The sequence below is a fragment of the Pseudomonas sp. FP1740 genome, assembly GCF_030687165.1.
Classification (GTDB): Bacteria; Pseudomonadota; Gammaproteobacteria; order Pseudomonadales; family Pseudomonadaceae; genus Aquipseudomonas.
In genome coordinates, this window is the sequence record NZ_CP117461.1 from 4,934,014 (window position 1) to 4,946,961 (window position 12,948).

The window sequence follows — 12,948 nt, forward strand, 5'->3', positions numbered from 1 at the left end:
GATACGAACCCTGTGGCGAGGGAGCTTGCTCCCGCTGGACGGCGAAGCCGTCCCGATACCAAAAAACTTGTACTCCGGGGGTACACAGACAACCAACTTGCGGCTGCTTCGCACCCGAGCGGGAGCAAGCTCCCTCGCCACAAAGCGACGATTCTCCCTGCCTCCCGAATGTGCCACTTGCCACGGATCAGGCACCACCGTGGCGATCGGCTAGAATGGCGGTCTTGCCGTTGCCGAGCCTGCCATGAAACCTGTATTGCCCCACGCCCAGCTCGACTGGGACGACCAAGGTCGCCCGCGTTCGCGGGTGTTCGATGATGTGTACTTTTCCGACCAGTCGGGCCTTGAAGAAACCCGTTACGTGTTTCTGGAGCAAAACGATTTGCGTGACCGCTTCGCCGCATTGCCGGCGGGTGGGCGACTGGTGATTGGCGAAACAGGTTTCGGCACCGGACTGAATTTTCTCTGTGCTTGGCAGTTGTTCGAACAGCACGCAGTGGCCGGTGCGCGGCTGCATTTTGTCAGTGTCGAAAAGTACCCGCTGAGCACCGCCGATCTGCAACGGGCCCTGGCGTTATGGCCGGACCTCAAGCCGTTCGCCGATCAATTGCTGGCGCAATACGTGGCGATTCATCAAGGTTTCCAGCGCCTGGTGCTGGGCAATGGCCGCGTCACCCTGACCCTGCTGATTGGCGATGCACTGGAGCAGTTGCCGCAACTGGACGCGCAGATCGACGCCTGGTTCCTCGACGGTTTCGCCCCGGCGAAAAACCCCGACATGTGGACTGCCGAGCTGTTTGCTGAACTGGCGCGTCTGGCGGCACCCGGCTCTACCATCAGCACGTTTACCAGCACCGGCTGGGTACGCCGCCTGTTGAACGCCGCAGGCTTCAAGATGAAACGCACGCCAGGCATCGGTCACAAGTGGGAGATCCTGCGGGGCACCTTTCTTGGCTGGCCTGAAGAGACCGTACCACCTGCCGCGACTAAACCCTGGTTCGCTCGCCCAACCCCGCCGACCGGCGAGCGCCGCGCCCTGGTGATCGGTGCCGGGCTGGCCGGTTGCGCCAGCGCCGCCAGTCTCGCCGCGCGGGGTTGGCAAGTGAGCCTGTTGGAGCGCCACGAAGCACTGGCGCAGGAAGCCTCGGGCAATCCTCAGGGCGTGCTGTACCTCAAGCTTTCGGCCCACGGCACCGCGCTGTCGCAATTGATCGTCAGCGGTTTTGGTTATACCCGGCGCCTGCTGGAACAATTGCAGCGCGGCGTCGACTGGGACGATTGCGGGGTCTTGCAACTGGCCTTCAATGCCAAGGAAGCCGAGCGTCAGACGCAATTGGCCGCCGCTTTTTCGCCAGACCTGGTACACCTGCTCGATCAACCGCAGGCACAGGCCCGGGCCGGTATCGAACTGGAGCACGGCGGCTTGTTCTTCCCCGAAGGCGGCTGGGTTCATCCGCCCGCGTTGTGTCAGCGGCAGGCGTCTTCAACGAACATTCAGTGGCTGCCCCATCGCGAGGTGCTGGAACTGCGCAAGGTCGATGATCAATGGCAGGCCTGGGATGGCGAAGCACTTTTAGCCAGTGCCCCCGTGGTGATTCTGGCCGGCGCCGCCGAGATCAAGCGTTTTCCCCAGAGCGCCGAGCTGCCCCTCAAACGCATTCGCGGCCAGATCACCCGGCTGGCGCAAACCCCGGAAAGCCAGAGCCTGGCGACCGTCGTCTGCGCCGAAGGCTATGTGGCACCCGCGCGCCTCGGCGAACACACGCTTGGCGCCAGCTTCGATTTCAAGAGTGACGATCTGGCCCCGACCGTCGCCGAACACCTCGGCAACCTGGCGTTGCTCGAAGAAATCTCCACCGACCTGGTCACCCGCCTGCATGTTCAAGACCTGGACCCGCAGCAGCTTGAAGGGCGCGCGGCGTTCCGCTGCACCAGTCCCGATTACCTGCCGATCGTCGGACCGTTGGCCGATCAGGCCAGCTTCGCCAATGCCTATGCCGCGCTGAGCAAAGATGCCCGGCAAGTGCCCGATGTGCCCTGCCCGTGGTTTGATGGGTTTTACGTCAACAGCGGTCATGGTTCTCGCGGTTTGATCACCGCGCCATTGTCCGGCGAACTGTTGGCGGCATGGCTTGAGAACGAGCCTTTGCCCTTGCCCAAAACCGTGGCCGAAGCCTGCCATCCCAACCGTTTTGCCTTGCGCCAGTTGATCCGCGGAAAAGTCTGACACACAGACTTATAACTTATCGGTCTAAAACTCCAGGGATTCAGCCGGGTCAGTTTCCGGGTACCCGCCGTTTTTGGCGGGTATCGATTGACCCTCCCCAACGGAAAAACCGGTAAGGACTTATGTGCGGATTAGCTGGAGAATTACGTTTCGACCATCAACCTGCGGATCTCGCAGCCATTGAACGAATCACCCATCACCTGGCCCCTCGCGGCCCTGATGCGTGGGGTTTCCACAGCCAGGGCCCGATTGCCCTGGGCCATCGGCGCCTGAAAATCATGGACCTGTCGGACGGCTCGGCGCAGCCGATGATCGATAACCAACTGGGCCTGTCCCTGGCCTTCAATGGCGCCATCTACAACTTCCCGGAACTGCGCACCGAGCTGGAAAGCCTCGGCTATGCCTTCTACTCCGGTGGCGACACCGAAGTGCTGCTCAAGGGCTATCACGCCTGGGGTGAAGCGCTGTTGCCCAAGCTCAACGGCATGTTCGCCTTCGCCATTTGGGAACGCGACGCCCAGCGTCTGTTCATCGCCCGCGACCGTCTCGGTGTGAAGCCGCTGTACCTGTCGCGCACCGGCCAGCGCCTGCGCTTTGCCTCGGCATTGCCGGCATTGCTCAAGGGCGGCGACATCAACCCGATCCTCGATCCGGTGGCGCTCAATCATTACCTGAACTTCCACGCGGTGGTCCCGGCCCCGCGCACCTTGCTGGCGGGCATCGAAAAACTGCCCCCGGCGAGCTGGATGCGTATCGAAGCCGACGGCACCACCGAGCAGAAAACCTGGTGGACCCTGCCCTACGGCCCACATGCCGACGAACTGAATCTGACCCTCGAAGACTGGCGCGATCGCGTGCTCGACACCACCCGTGAAGCGGTGGCGATCCGTCAACGGGCGGCGGTGGATGTCGGTGTGCTGCTGTCCGGTGGTGTCGATTCGAGTCTGTTGGTGGGGCTGTTACGCGAAGTCGGGGTCGAAGACTTGTCGACCTTTTCCATCGGTTTCCAGGATGCCGGTGGCGAGCGCGGTGATGAATTTCAGTATTCGGACTTGATCGCCAAACACTACGGCACCCGGCACCATCAACTGCGTATCGACGAACAAGAAATCATCGAGCAACTGCCGGCAGCATTCCGCGCCATGAGCGAGCCGATGGTCAGCCATGACTGCATTGCCTTCTACCTGCTGTCCCGGGAAGTGGCCAAGCATTGCAAAGTGGTGCAGAGCGGCCAGGGTGCGGACGAGTTGTTCGCCGGGTATCACTGGTATCCGCAGGTGGACGGCGCGAGCGATCCGTATGCGGCATATCGCGATGCGTTTTTCGACCGCAGCTATGCCGACTATGCCGCCACAGTGCAGCCGAAATGGCTGACAGCCAACGATGCCGCCGGCGACTTCGTGAAAGAACATTTCGCACAGCCCGGTGCCGACGCGGCGGTGGACAAAGCCCTACGCCTGGACAGCACCGTGATGCTGGTGGACGACCCGGTCAAACGGGTCGACAACATGACCATGGCCTGGGGCCTGGAAGCGCGCACGCCGTTTCTCGACTATCGCCTGGTGGAATTGTCAGCGCGGGTGCCGGGCAAATTCAAACTGCCGGATGGCGGCAAGCAAGTCCTGAAAGAAGCGGCGCGGCTGGTCATTCCAAGCGAAGTGATCGACCGAAAAAAGGGCTACTTCCCGGTGCCTGGCCTCAAGCATTTGCAGGGCGATACGCTGAATTGGGTGCGTGAACTGCTGCTCGATCCGAGTCAGGATCGCGGCTTGTTCAATCCCGCCATGCTCGACCGCCTGCTGACCGATCCGCAAGGCCAGTTGACGCCGTTGCGCGGCTCCAAGCTGTGGCAATTGGCGGCCCTGAACCTGTGGCTCAGTGAACAAGGAATCTGATCGATGAAACCCCACGCCACGGTTTACAGCCAACGCCTGTTGCGCGGTCAGGCACCCTCCTACGAACGCTTGCAGGCACGCCTGGCCGAAGACGGCAGTGCATTGAGCGCCGCGCCCATCGCCGTGCATTGCGGTTGGGGCCGGTTGCTGATCGGCCATACCTTTCCCGATGCGGCGAGCCTCGCCCAAGAGTTGCTCAATGAGCAGCCCGGTGAGCGGGACATCGCCTTGTACGTCGCCGCCCCCCAGCAAGTGCTGGGGCTGGAACCGGCGCAACTGTTTCTCGACCCGTCCGATACTTTGCGCCTGTGGTTCAGCGATTACCGTCAGGCCACCCGAGTGTTTCGCGGCTTTCGCATTCGTCGGGCGCAAAGCGAGGCGGACTGGCAGGCAATCAATCAGCTGTATCAGGCTCGCGGCATGCTACCGATCGATGCGAACCTGCTGACGCCCCATCACCAGGGCGGCCCGGTGTACTGGCTGGCCGAAGACGAGGACAGCGGCGCGATTATCGGCAGCGTCATGGGCCTGAATCATCACAAGGCGTTCAACGACCCGGAAAACGGCAGCAGCCTGTGGTGTCTGGCGGTGGATCCGCAATGCTCCCGCCCAGGCGTCGGTGAAGTGCTGGTGCGGCACTTGATCGAACACTTCATGAGCCGTGGGCTGAGTTACCTGGACCTGTCGGTGCTGCACAACAACCGTCAGGCGAAGAGTCTTTACGCCAAGCTCGGTTTTCGCAACTTGTCGACCTTTGCGATCAAGCGCAAGAACGGCATCAACCAGCCGTTGTTTCTCGGCCCCGGCCCCGAAGCCGAGTTCAATCCGTATGCGCGGATCATCGTCGAGGAGGCTCATCGGCGCGGCATTGAGGTGCAGGTGGATGACGCCCAGGCCGGCCTGTTCACCTTGATTCACGGCAGCCGCCGGGTGCGTTGCCGCGAATCCCTGAGCGATCTGACCAGCGCCATCAGCATGACCTTGTGCCAGGACAAAAGCCTGACTCACAAGGTACTGAAAAACGCCGGCCTCAAACTGCCTGCCCAACAACTGGCGGGAAGCGCGGACGACAATCTGGCGTTTCTCGACGAGCACGAACGGGTGGTGGTCAAACCGCTGGACGGTGAACAGGGTCAAGGGGTGGCGGTGGATTTGCGCAGTATTGAGGAGGTCCAGCAAGCCATCGAAAACGCCCGTGCATTCGACAGTCGAGTGCTGCTGGAAAGTTTTCACGAAGGCCTCGATTTGCGGATTCTGGTGATCGGCTTCGAGGTGGTCGCGGCTGCCATTCGCCGGCCGGCGGAAGTGGTGGGTGATGGTCAGCATTCCATCGGTGCGCTGATCGAGGCCCAGAGCCGTCGCCGTCAGGCAGCGACCAGCGGCGAAAGCAAAATCCCGCTGGATCAGGAGACCCAACGTACCTTGCAGGCGGCGGGTTATGACTACGCCAGTATTCTGCCGGCCGGCGAGCACTTGTTCGTACGGCGCACGGCGAATCTTCATACCGGCGGCATCCTTGAAGACGTCACGGCGATTCTGCACCCAGCCTTGGTGGACGCGGCGGTGCGCGCGGCGCGAGCGCTGGATATTCCGATGGTCGGGCTCGACCTGATGGTGCCGGCCGCCGACCAGCCGCAGTACGTGTTTATCGAAGCCAATGAACGCGCCGGCCTGGCCAACCATGAACCGCAGCCGACGGCCGAGCGGTTTGTGGATTTGTTGTTTGCGCATAGTCAGCCGGCAGTCTCTTAGTGATGTACTGCCCGGCCCCATGATCGTTCCCACGCTCTGCGTGGGAATGCAGCCAGGGACCGCTCTGCGTCCCAAGCGATTGCTGCGCGTCCGAGGAGTCATTTCCACGCAGAGCGTGGGAACGATCAGCTCTCACCCCATCAGGAGTTTCCATGACCAGCAAAATTCCCGAACCGGATCTCGATTACCTGCAAAAAGTCCTGCTGGAAATGCTCGCCATTCCCAGCCCCACCGGGTTCACCGACACCATCGTGCGGTACGTCGCCGAGCGCCTCGAAGAACTGGGCATTCCCTTTGAAATGACCCGGCGCGGCACCATCCGCGCCACTCTCAAGGGCAAGAAGAACAGTCCGGACCGAGCAGTCTCCGCTCACCTGGATACCATTGGCGCGGCGGTTCGCGCGATCAAGGACAACGGGCGCCTGACCCTGGCGCCCGTCGGCTGCTGGTCCAGCCGTTTTGCCGAGGGCAGCCGCGTCAGCCTGTTCACCGACAACGGCGTGATCCGCGGCAGCGTGTTGCCGCTGATGGCTTCCGGGCACGCGTTCAACACCGCCGTGGATGAAATGCCGATCAGCTGGGATCACATCGAATTGCGCCTGGACGCCTATTGCGCCACCCGCGCCGATTGCGATTCGCTGGGGATCAGCGTCGGCGATTTCGTCGCCTTCGACCCGTTGCCGGAGTTCACCGAAAGCGGCCACATCAGCGCCCGTCACCTCGACGACAAGGCCGGCGTTGCCGCACTGCTGGCGGCACTGAAGGCGATTGTCGACAGCGGCGAAGAGTTGATGATCGACTGCCATCCGCTGTTCACCATCACCGAGGAAACCGGCAGTGGCGCGGCGGCTGCCCTGCCCTGGGATGTCAGCGAATTCGTCGGCATCGACATCGCGCCGGTCGCGCCCGGCCAGCACTCCAGCGAACACGCGGTGAGCGTGGCGATGCAGGATTCCGGCGGGCCTTATGACTATCATCTGTCGCGGCATCTGCTACGCCTGGCCGCTGACAACGAACTGCCGGCACGTCGGGACCTGTTCCGCTATTACTTCAGCGATGCTCACTCGGCCGTCACCGCCGGCCATGACATTCGCACCGCCCTGCTGGCCTTCGGTTGCGACGCCACTCACGGCTACGAACGTACCCACATCGACAGCCTTGCCGCTCTCAGCCGTTTGCTCGGCGCCTACATTCTCAGCCCGCCGGTATTCGCCAGCGATGCACAACCAGCCACGGGATCGCTGGAGCGGTTCAGTCACCAGATCGAGCACGAGACGCAGATGGAAAGCGATACCCGGGTACCGTCGGTGGATAGCCTGCTGGGACAGCGCACAGAAAGCTGAGGCGAACACTGGTGATGTGTTCATATCCGCCGTAGCATCGCGCCAATGTTTAACCGAGGTGCCTTATGCTGATCCCCCACGACCAACTTGAAGTCGACACCCTGACCCGCCTGATCGAGGATTTCGTGACCCGTGACGGCACGGACAATGGCGATGACACGCCGCTGGAAACCCGTGTGTTGCGTGTGCGTCAGGCATTGACCAAGGGCCAGGCGCTGATCGTCTTCGATCCGGAAAGCGAGCAATGCCAGTTGATGCTCAAGCACGACGTGCCCAAGCACCTGTTCGACTGAGTCAACGACCTTTGGCTTTTGCCTGTTTGATCTGGATGCGCTCGTAGACTTCGGCGCGGTGTACGTTGACCTGCTGTGGCGCTTCAACACCGAAGCGCACACTGCTTCCGTTGACGGCGAGCACCCGCACGGAAATGTTGTCACCAATGGATATCAATTCGCCCACAACACGACTGAGTACAAGCATGGCATTCATCCTTCAGGGTTACCGGGCCCTGAAGATGCCCTGCGCAGAGCGGGTCTTCAATGCAACGACCGCAAAACAGTCCCGCCCTACAATGCAGGCTGCATCACCCTGACGGACGTGTCTGACAAACCGCTTGAATGAAGGACCGATCCGTCAGGAAGCGGTAAGGCGCGGACCAAACAAAATGACACTCGCCCCGAGTACACACAGCGCTACGCCGATCCAGTCCGAGCCCAGTGGTCGAATCCGCTCGACCACCGCCAGCCAACCAACCGACGCAATGATGTAGATACCACCGTAGGCGGCATAGGCGCGACCGGCGTAGCTCGCTTCGACCCGGGTCAGCAGTAGCGCGAACAAGGTCAGGCTGAGCAAGGCCGGGATGACCCACCACACGCTTTTACCCTGGCGCAGCCACATCCAGAAAGCGAAGCAGCCGGCGATTTCGAACAGCGCGGCGAGGAAAAACCACAGGTAATTGAGCATGCAGACGTCTCGTTGGGATGGCCGGTTGGCGGCCACCCTAACGACGGTGTTGCGCACAGGCAAGTTCAGCCTGCGTTTTGTTTGGCCTTGGCGCGCATTTTGTCGGCCATCACAGTCATTTCGTTGTAGAGCAATTGCGGGTCTTTCTGTTTGATCGCCCAGGCCACACGGCCCTGCTCGTGAGGCAGGATCAAGAATTCGCCGGCGGCGACCTGCTGATAGATGTAGTCGGCAATGTCAGCAGCGGTGATCGGTGAGCTTTCCAGCAATTTGCCGACCTGAGCTTTCATGGCCGGGGTCGGGCCACGGAAGGAGTCCAGCAGATTGGTCTGGAAGAACGACGGGCAAACTACATGCACGCTGACTTCCTCATGGGCCAGTTCAATCAGCAAACTTTCGGACAACGCCACCACACCGGCCTTGGCCACGTTGTAGTTGCTCATGGCCGGGCCTTGCATCAGCGCCGCCATCGAGGCGATGTTGATGATTTTGCCTTTGCTTTTCTCCAGCAGCGGCAGGAAGGCCTTGCAACCCTTGACCACGCCCATCAGGTTGATCGCGATTTGCCAATCCCAGTCCTCCAGCGACAGTTCACTGAAGAACCCGCCCGAGGCCACACCGGCATTGTTGACGATGACATCGATACCGCCGAGTTTCTCTTCGCAGGCTTGGGCGAAGGCGGTCAACTGACTGTAGTCGCGCACATCGCAGCGCTGAATGAAGCCGTCACCGCCGGCTTCGCGCACCAACTTGAGGGTTTCCTGCAGGCCGGGCTCACTGACATCCGACAAGGCCAGCTGCCAGCCTTCACGCGCCCAGCGCAGCGCGATTTCGCGACCCAGGCCGGAGCCCGCGCCAGTGATCATCATGCGATTTTGCATAGCAAACAGCCTTGTTGTTCCGGGGAAGATGCACCGAGTGTAGCGAAGGATAATGCGCGACCCACGCTCCATCAGAGTGCTGAATGGCCAGCGATGAACCACGGCGCGGTCCGGTTGTTTCAACTTCGAGACACAGCAAAAGAAATAAACATACTTTCCAAAAACATTAAAAAAACTTGGAATTTTTCTTCATAGCCATGAGTCGGATTTTTTAAGCAGCTAAGATTAATACAAGTCCAGCTGATGGCTAAAACGCCAGGTCAAACCCACAACGCTTCCAACAAGGAAATAGACATGGGCACAATTCTTATCGTTATTCTTATCCTGTTGCTGATAGGCGGCCTGCCGGTCTTCCCGCACTCCAGAAGTTGGGGTTATGGCCCGTCCGGTATCATCGGCGTGGTGTTGGTGGTGCTGTTAATCCTATTGCTGCTTGGCAAGATATAGAGATTCTACCGGCAAAAAAAAGAGGCCCTGCGAAGGGCCTCTTTTGTATTCCGGAAAAACTTAGTCCGGTTTGCCGTTAACCACACCGGCGGTGTTGTCGAGCAGGCTTTTGGTCGCCGTTTGCAGGAACGCTTCGAGCTTGAGCTTCAGCTCAGCTGTACGCGGTGCATCAGGAACGATCTCGGCGTGAGGCGTCGCACCCAGTTCGTACTGGTACATCTTCGGCGCCATTTCCTTTTCTTTCGGCAGCACCAGGATCTGGTCAGCCGTAACGATGGCGGTAGTCTGCTCGCTACCCGACGGCTTGATCACACCGAAACCGGTGTCGCCTTCAGGCAGGTTGAGCAGGTCACGCCCCCAGCACTGATGACGTACTTCGCCACCAATACGGCCCATGATGGTCGGCACGATGTCGATCTGGGTGCCCACGGTGTGGTCACGCTGGCCGAACTTTTCCTGGATGCCCGGTGCAATCATCAACATCGGTACGTTGAAGCGGCCCAGGTCCATTTCGGTGATCTGACGCTCGTTGCCAAAACCATGGTCGCCAACGATGACAAACAGGGTTTCCTTGAAGTAAGGCTCCTTGCGGGCCTTTTCAAAGAATTGTCCCAGTGCCCAGTCCGCGTAACGCATGGCGGTCAAATGTTCGTTCAGGCTGCCGCGATCGGTTACACGTTCAACCGGCAATGGTGTTGGCAAAGCATATGGCGTGTGGTTGGACAGGGTTTGCAGCAACGCATAGAACGGCTTGCCGTTTTCCCGCGCCTTGAGCTCTACCAGACCACGGTCGAACATGTCCTGGTCGGACACGCCCCAGGTCGGGTCGGAGAACACCGGGTTCACGAAGTCGTTACGACCAATGAAGTTGGTCATGCCCTGGTTGCTGAAGAAACCCGACTGGTTGTCCCAGGCAAAATCGCCGTTGTAGACATACACGTCGCCGTAATTACGTGCGCTGAGCAGCTGCGGCAGGCCGGACAACTTGTGGCTGCCTTCCGGGGTCTGCATCAGGTATTCGAAACCCGGCAGGTTCGGGAAGCAGGCCATGGTGGCGAACATACCCTGGTGGGTATGCGTCCCGTTGGAGAAGAAGCGATCGAACAGCAGGCCTTCTTTCGACAGTTTATCGAGGTACGGCGTGATGTTGCCCGGTGCGCCCAAGGCCCCCACCGAGTGACCGGCCATGCTTTCCATCAGGATCACGACGACGTTCTTGATCGGCAGGGTCTTGTCGGCCGGCGGCATGTAATCGCGACGCACCGCTGCGATATCGGCATCCACCAGCTTTTCGTCCGGCATCACCAGCATGTCACGTACGATTTGCTGAGCTTGCGGCTGTGGCAGCGTTGCCTTCCAGATATTGTCGCGATCTTCGGACATCCGGCTCTTGGCCGCGGCGATCAGCGACAGCGTGCCGTTGAGGCCCAACTGGTTGGCGAAGTTCGAGTCGGTGGTGTAGACGTCACCCCAACGCAGCGGCGGGCCCTGGCGCAGGGTGCCACGCGCCGCGACCACACAGACCATCAGGCAGACCACGAACACCACGCCGCGCGCATACCACGGAGCGACCTGGCGCGTGCCGATGCTGCCACCGCTGAACGGCCCGCGAGGACGAGTGGCGCGGTCGGCGCCCTTGAACGCGAGGGTCAGAATCAACGTGCCCACACCCCAGGCCAACAGGTAGCGAACTACCGGAAAACCGTACCAGAGCATGCTCATCACGGTTTTCGGGTCTTCTTTCACGTACTGGAAGACCAGGCCGTTGAGGCGCTGGTGGAACTCGCGGTAAAAGTCCATCTCCATCAGGCCGAGGAACAGCGCGATACTCGAGGCAACGGTCAACCAGAGCCGGAAGAACCCGCGGGCCGCCATGGCCCGGGCGCTGAACAGGGCCAGCAGCAGCGGAACGCTGAGGTAAACCACCAGGCGCAAGTCGAAGCGCAGGCCATTGGCGAACGCTTCCAGGAAGGTCGAAGCCGGTGTGTCGAGGATCATCGAGCGGTTGTAGACCAGCAGCGCGACGCGCAGCAGGCTGAACATGACCATCATGATCAGGGCGCACAACAGTGTGTAGGCCAGATGCGATTTGACGGTCGGTTGCAGCAGGCGACTAGTAGCTCGCTGCTGATTCAGGGCGTCCGGGTTTGCCATGTCGTTTTAGGACCCATTGGAAGTTGAAGTTACAAAAATACAGCGGCGCCTTGCCCTCTGTTGGCCATCCTCGGCCCCGGGGCGTGCGCGGTGCGCAAATGTTGCACGATCAACCGCGGCATTGCCATTGATTACTGTCCGGCAGCCCAACTGTCGCTTGTAGCGCTCTGGGACAAGGGGCGTGGCGCAAAGTTGCGGGGGTTGACTCGTCGAGGCGAGAGCGAATTGTCTTGGAGACTTTGTGAAAATTTTGTTCAACGCATATCCGGAAACAAAATAAAGCCAGCCCTTGGTAAAAAACGTAAACGCCCCGATCAAATCGGGGCGTTGTTCAACAGGCCGTATCAACTGGACACGTGGTTACTTCTCGGCGCGCTCTTTCAGGGCTTTGAGAGTATTGAACGGCGCATCGACCACGAACTTGTTGGCCAACCACGACGGCACGCTGCCGCCTGGATCGGTGTGGACCTGATACGTCACTTCGACTTGATCGCCTTTAGGCACGAACTTCCAGAAACCCTTGATCTGGGCGACCCGTACAAAACCCTTTTCTTCCGGAAGGTACTTCGGCTGCCCTTCCAGCTCGCGGGTCAGGCTGCCATCAGCGCCGTCAACGGTGGTGACATGCAATACCGAATCGCGAGAAGTCACCGGCCACGGTGTATTGAACTGAGTGTAGGTCCAGCTCTGGTTGCCTTCATGCTTGAGCAGCTTCTGGACCTTGCACTCGTGAATCCAGGCGCAGGCTCCCGGAACGTCTTCCTGCAGGGCACGCAGTTTGGCCATGGTGGTCTTCATGATCGTTACACCACGGTAAGCCTTGTATTGGGATCCGGCTACCTCACTCAAGGACACCTTGATGCCGTCTTCGTCCTTGGCGGTTTTCCAATCTTCGGCCTGGGCCGTGGAGGCCAGCAAAACCGTCAAACCACACAGCACAGCGATACGATGCAGCGAACCCATAGTCTTATTCCTTATTGTTGAAGTTCCGTTCGTTGAACACATCACGCGGCCGTCATTTGCTCCCACCAGCCCAGCAATTTGATCGCTTCGTCGCGGCTGCTTCCGCAAACCTCGACATCGGACTCAAATGCCGAACACACCGCGGGGCGTTCCGGCTTGCCGAAAATGCTGCACAGGTTATCGGCAGACAGTTGTACGCATCGTTCTCCGGCGGCTTTGCCATTGGGCATGCCGGGAATCGGCGAACTGATGGAAGGGGCAATGCAACAGGCGCCACAGCCTTCACGGCATCTCATGACGACAAGCTCCTCACAACGAGC

At 60.2% G+C, this 12,948-nt stretch carries 12 protein-coding genes; 6 read left to right on the top strand and 6 right to left on the bottom strand.

Annotation, left to right across the window (positions count from 1 at the left end):
* Positions 1–244: 244 nt before the first annotated feature.
* The 5 genes from mnmC (at position 245) to PSH69_RS21990 (ending at position 7,510) form a co-directional block, all read left to right on the top strand.
* On the top strand, positions 245–2,227 hold the full coding sequence (gene mnmC, locus PSH69_RS21970) for a bifunctional tRNA (5-methylaminomethyl-2-thiouridine)(34)-methyltransferase MnmD/FAD-dependent 5-carboxymethylaminomethyl-2-thiouridine(34) oxidoreductase MnmC (RefSeq protein WP_305409820.1): 1,983 nt from the start codon (positions 245–247) through the stop codon (positions 2,225–2,227).
* 122 nt (positions 2,228–2,349) lie between these two features.
* On the top strand, positions 2,350–4,122 hold the full coding sequence (locus PSH69_RS21975) for an N-acetylglutaminylglutamine amidotransferase (RefSeq protein ID WP_305409821.1): 1,773 nt from the start codon (positions 2,350–2,352) through the stop codon (positions 4,120–4,122).
* Between the two features lie 3 nt (positions 4,123–4,125).
* Entirely contained in the window at positions 4,126–5,874 is a 1,749-nt protein-coding gene (ngg, locus tag PSH69_RS21980; protein ID WP_305409822.1) for an N-acetylglutaminylglutamine synthetase, read from the top strand.
* Positions 5,875–6,026: 152 nt separating this feature from the next.
* Positions 6,027–7,217 carry an osmoprotectant NAGGN system M42 family peptidase gene (locus PSH69_RS21985; RefSeq protein ID WP_018929876.1) on the top strand — a complete coding sequence of 397 codons (1,191 nt, stop codon included), beginning with the start codon at positions 6,027–6,029 and terminating at the stop codon, positions 7,215–7,217.
* A 65-nt stretch (positions 7,218–7,282) separates the two neighbouring features.
* The gene (locus PSH69_RS21990) at positions 7,283–7,510 is read left to right on the top strand and encodes a YheU family protein (protein WP_003199186.1); all 228 of its coding nucleotides are present in this window, start codon (positions 7,283–7,285) and stop codon (positions 7,508–7,510) included.
* 1 nt (position 7,511) lies between these two features.
* On the opposite strand, the gene csrA is transcribed toward PSH69_RS21990, so the two are convergent.
* From csrA to PSH69_RS22005, 3 genes are all read right to left on the bottom strand, one after another.
* The gene (gene csrA, locus PSH69_RS21995; protein WP_019650474.1) at positions 7,512–7,697 is read right to left on the bottom strand and encodes a carbon storage regulator CsrA; all 186 of its coding nucleotides are present in this window, start codon (positions 7,695–7,697) and stop codon (positions 7,512–7,514) included.
* A gap of 153 nt (positions 7,698–7,850) precedes the next feature.
* Positions 7,851–8,183 (bottom strand): YnfA family protein, encoded by a 333-nt coding sequence (locus PSH69_RS22000; protein WP_019650473.1) that lies wholly within the window; start codon positions 8,181–8,183, stop codon positions 7,851–7,853.
* Positions 8,184–8,248: 65 nt separating this feature from the next.
* A complete protein-coding gene (locus PSH69_RS22005; protein WP_305409823.1) occupies positions 8,249–9,064 on the bottom strand; it encodes an SDR family oxidoreductase in 816 nt (271 codons plus the stop codon).
* Positions 9,065–9,352: 288 nt separating this feature from the next.
* Between PSH69_RS22005 and PSH69_RS22010 the strand changes: the two genes are divergently transcribed.
* The gene (locus PSH69_RS22010) at positions 9,353–9,511 is read left to right on the top strand and encodes a DUF3309 family protein (protein ID WP_172901242.1); all 159 of its coding nucleotides are present in this window, start codon (positions 9,353–9,355) and stop codon (positions 9,509–9,511) included.
* A gap of 60 nt (positions 9,512–9,571) precedes the next feature.
* Here the strand turns inward: PSH69_RS22010 and PSH69_RS22015 are convergent, their stop codons facing one another.
* The 3 genes from PSH69_RS22015 to PSH69_RS22025 form a co-directional block, all read right to left on the bottom strand.
* Entirely contained in the window at positions 9,572–11,665 is a 2,094-nt protein-coding gene (locus PSH69_RS22015; RefSeq protein ID WP_305409824.1) for an LTA synthase family protein, read from the bottom strand.
* A 360-nt stretch (positions 11,666–12,025) separates the two neighbouring features.
* Positions 12,026–12,628 (bottom strand): START domain-containing protein, encoded by a 603-nt coding sequence (locus tag PSH69_RS22020; RefSeq protein WP_305409825.1) that lies wholly within the window; start codon positions 12,626–12,628, stop codon positions 12,026–12,028.
* A 41-nt stretch (positions 12,629–12,669) separates the two neighbouring features.
* The gene (locus PSH69_RS22025) at positions 12,670–12,924 is read right to left on the bottom strand and encodes a YkgJ family cysteine cluster protein (RefSeq protein WP_305409826.1); all 255 of its coding nucleotides are present in this window, start codon (positions 12,922–12,924) and stop codon (positions 12,670–12,672) included.
* Between the last annotated feature and the right edge of the window lie 24 nt (positions 12,925–12,948).

Excerpts from the sequence above, each read along its gene's own strand:
- mnmC (WP_305409820.1), top strand. The coding sequence starts at position 245 with ATGAAACCTGTATTGCCCCACGCCCAGCTCGACTGGGACGACCAAGGT.
- PSH69_RS21975 (WP_305409821.1), top strand. The coding sequence starts at position 2,350 with ATGTGCGGATTAGCTGGAGAATTACGTTTCGACCATCAACCTGCGGAT.
- ngg (WP_305409822.1), top strand. The coding sequence starts at position 4,126 with ATGAAACCCCACGCCACGGTTTACAGCCAACGCCTGTTGCGCGGTCAG.
- PSH69_RS21985 (WP_018929876.1), top strand. The coding sequence starts at position 6,027 with ATGACCAGCAAAATTCCCGAACCGGATCTCGATTACCTGCAAAAAGTC.
- PSH69_RS21990 (WP_003199186.1), top strand. The coding sequence starts at position 7,283 with ATGCTGATCCCCCACGACCAACTTGAAGTCGACACCCTGACCCGCCTG.
- csrA (WP_019650474.1), bottom strand. The coding sequence starts at position 7,697 with ATGCTTGTACTCAGTCGTGTTGTGGGCGAATTGATATCCATTGGTGAC.
- PSH69_RS22000 (WP_019650473.1), bottom strand. The coding sequence starts at position 8,183 with ATGCTCAATTACCTGTGGTTTTTCCTCGCCGCGCTGTTCGAAATCGCC.
- PSH69_RS22005 (WP_305409823.1), bottom strand. The coding sequence starts at position 9,064 with ATGCAAAATCGCATGATGATCACTGGCGCGGGCTCCGGCCTGGGTCGC.
- PSH69_RS22015 (WP_305409824.1), bottom strand. The coding sequence starts at position 11,665 with ATGGCAAACCCGGACGCCCTGAATCAGCAGCGAGCTACTAGTCGCCTG.
- PSH69_RS22020 (WP_305409825.1), bottom strand. The coding sequence starts at position 12,628 with ATGGGTTCGCTGCATCGTATCGCTGTGCTGTGTGGTTTGACGGTTTTG.
- PSH69_RS22025 (WP_305409826.1), bottom strand. The coding sequence starts at position 12,924 with ATGAGATGCCGTGAAGGCTGTGGCGCCTGTTGCATTGCCCCTTCCATC.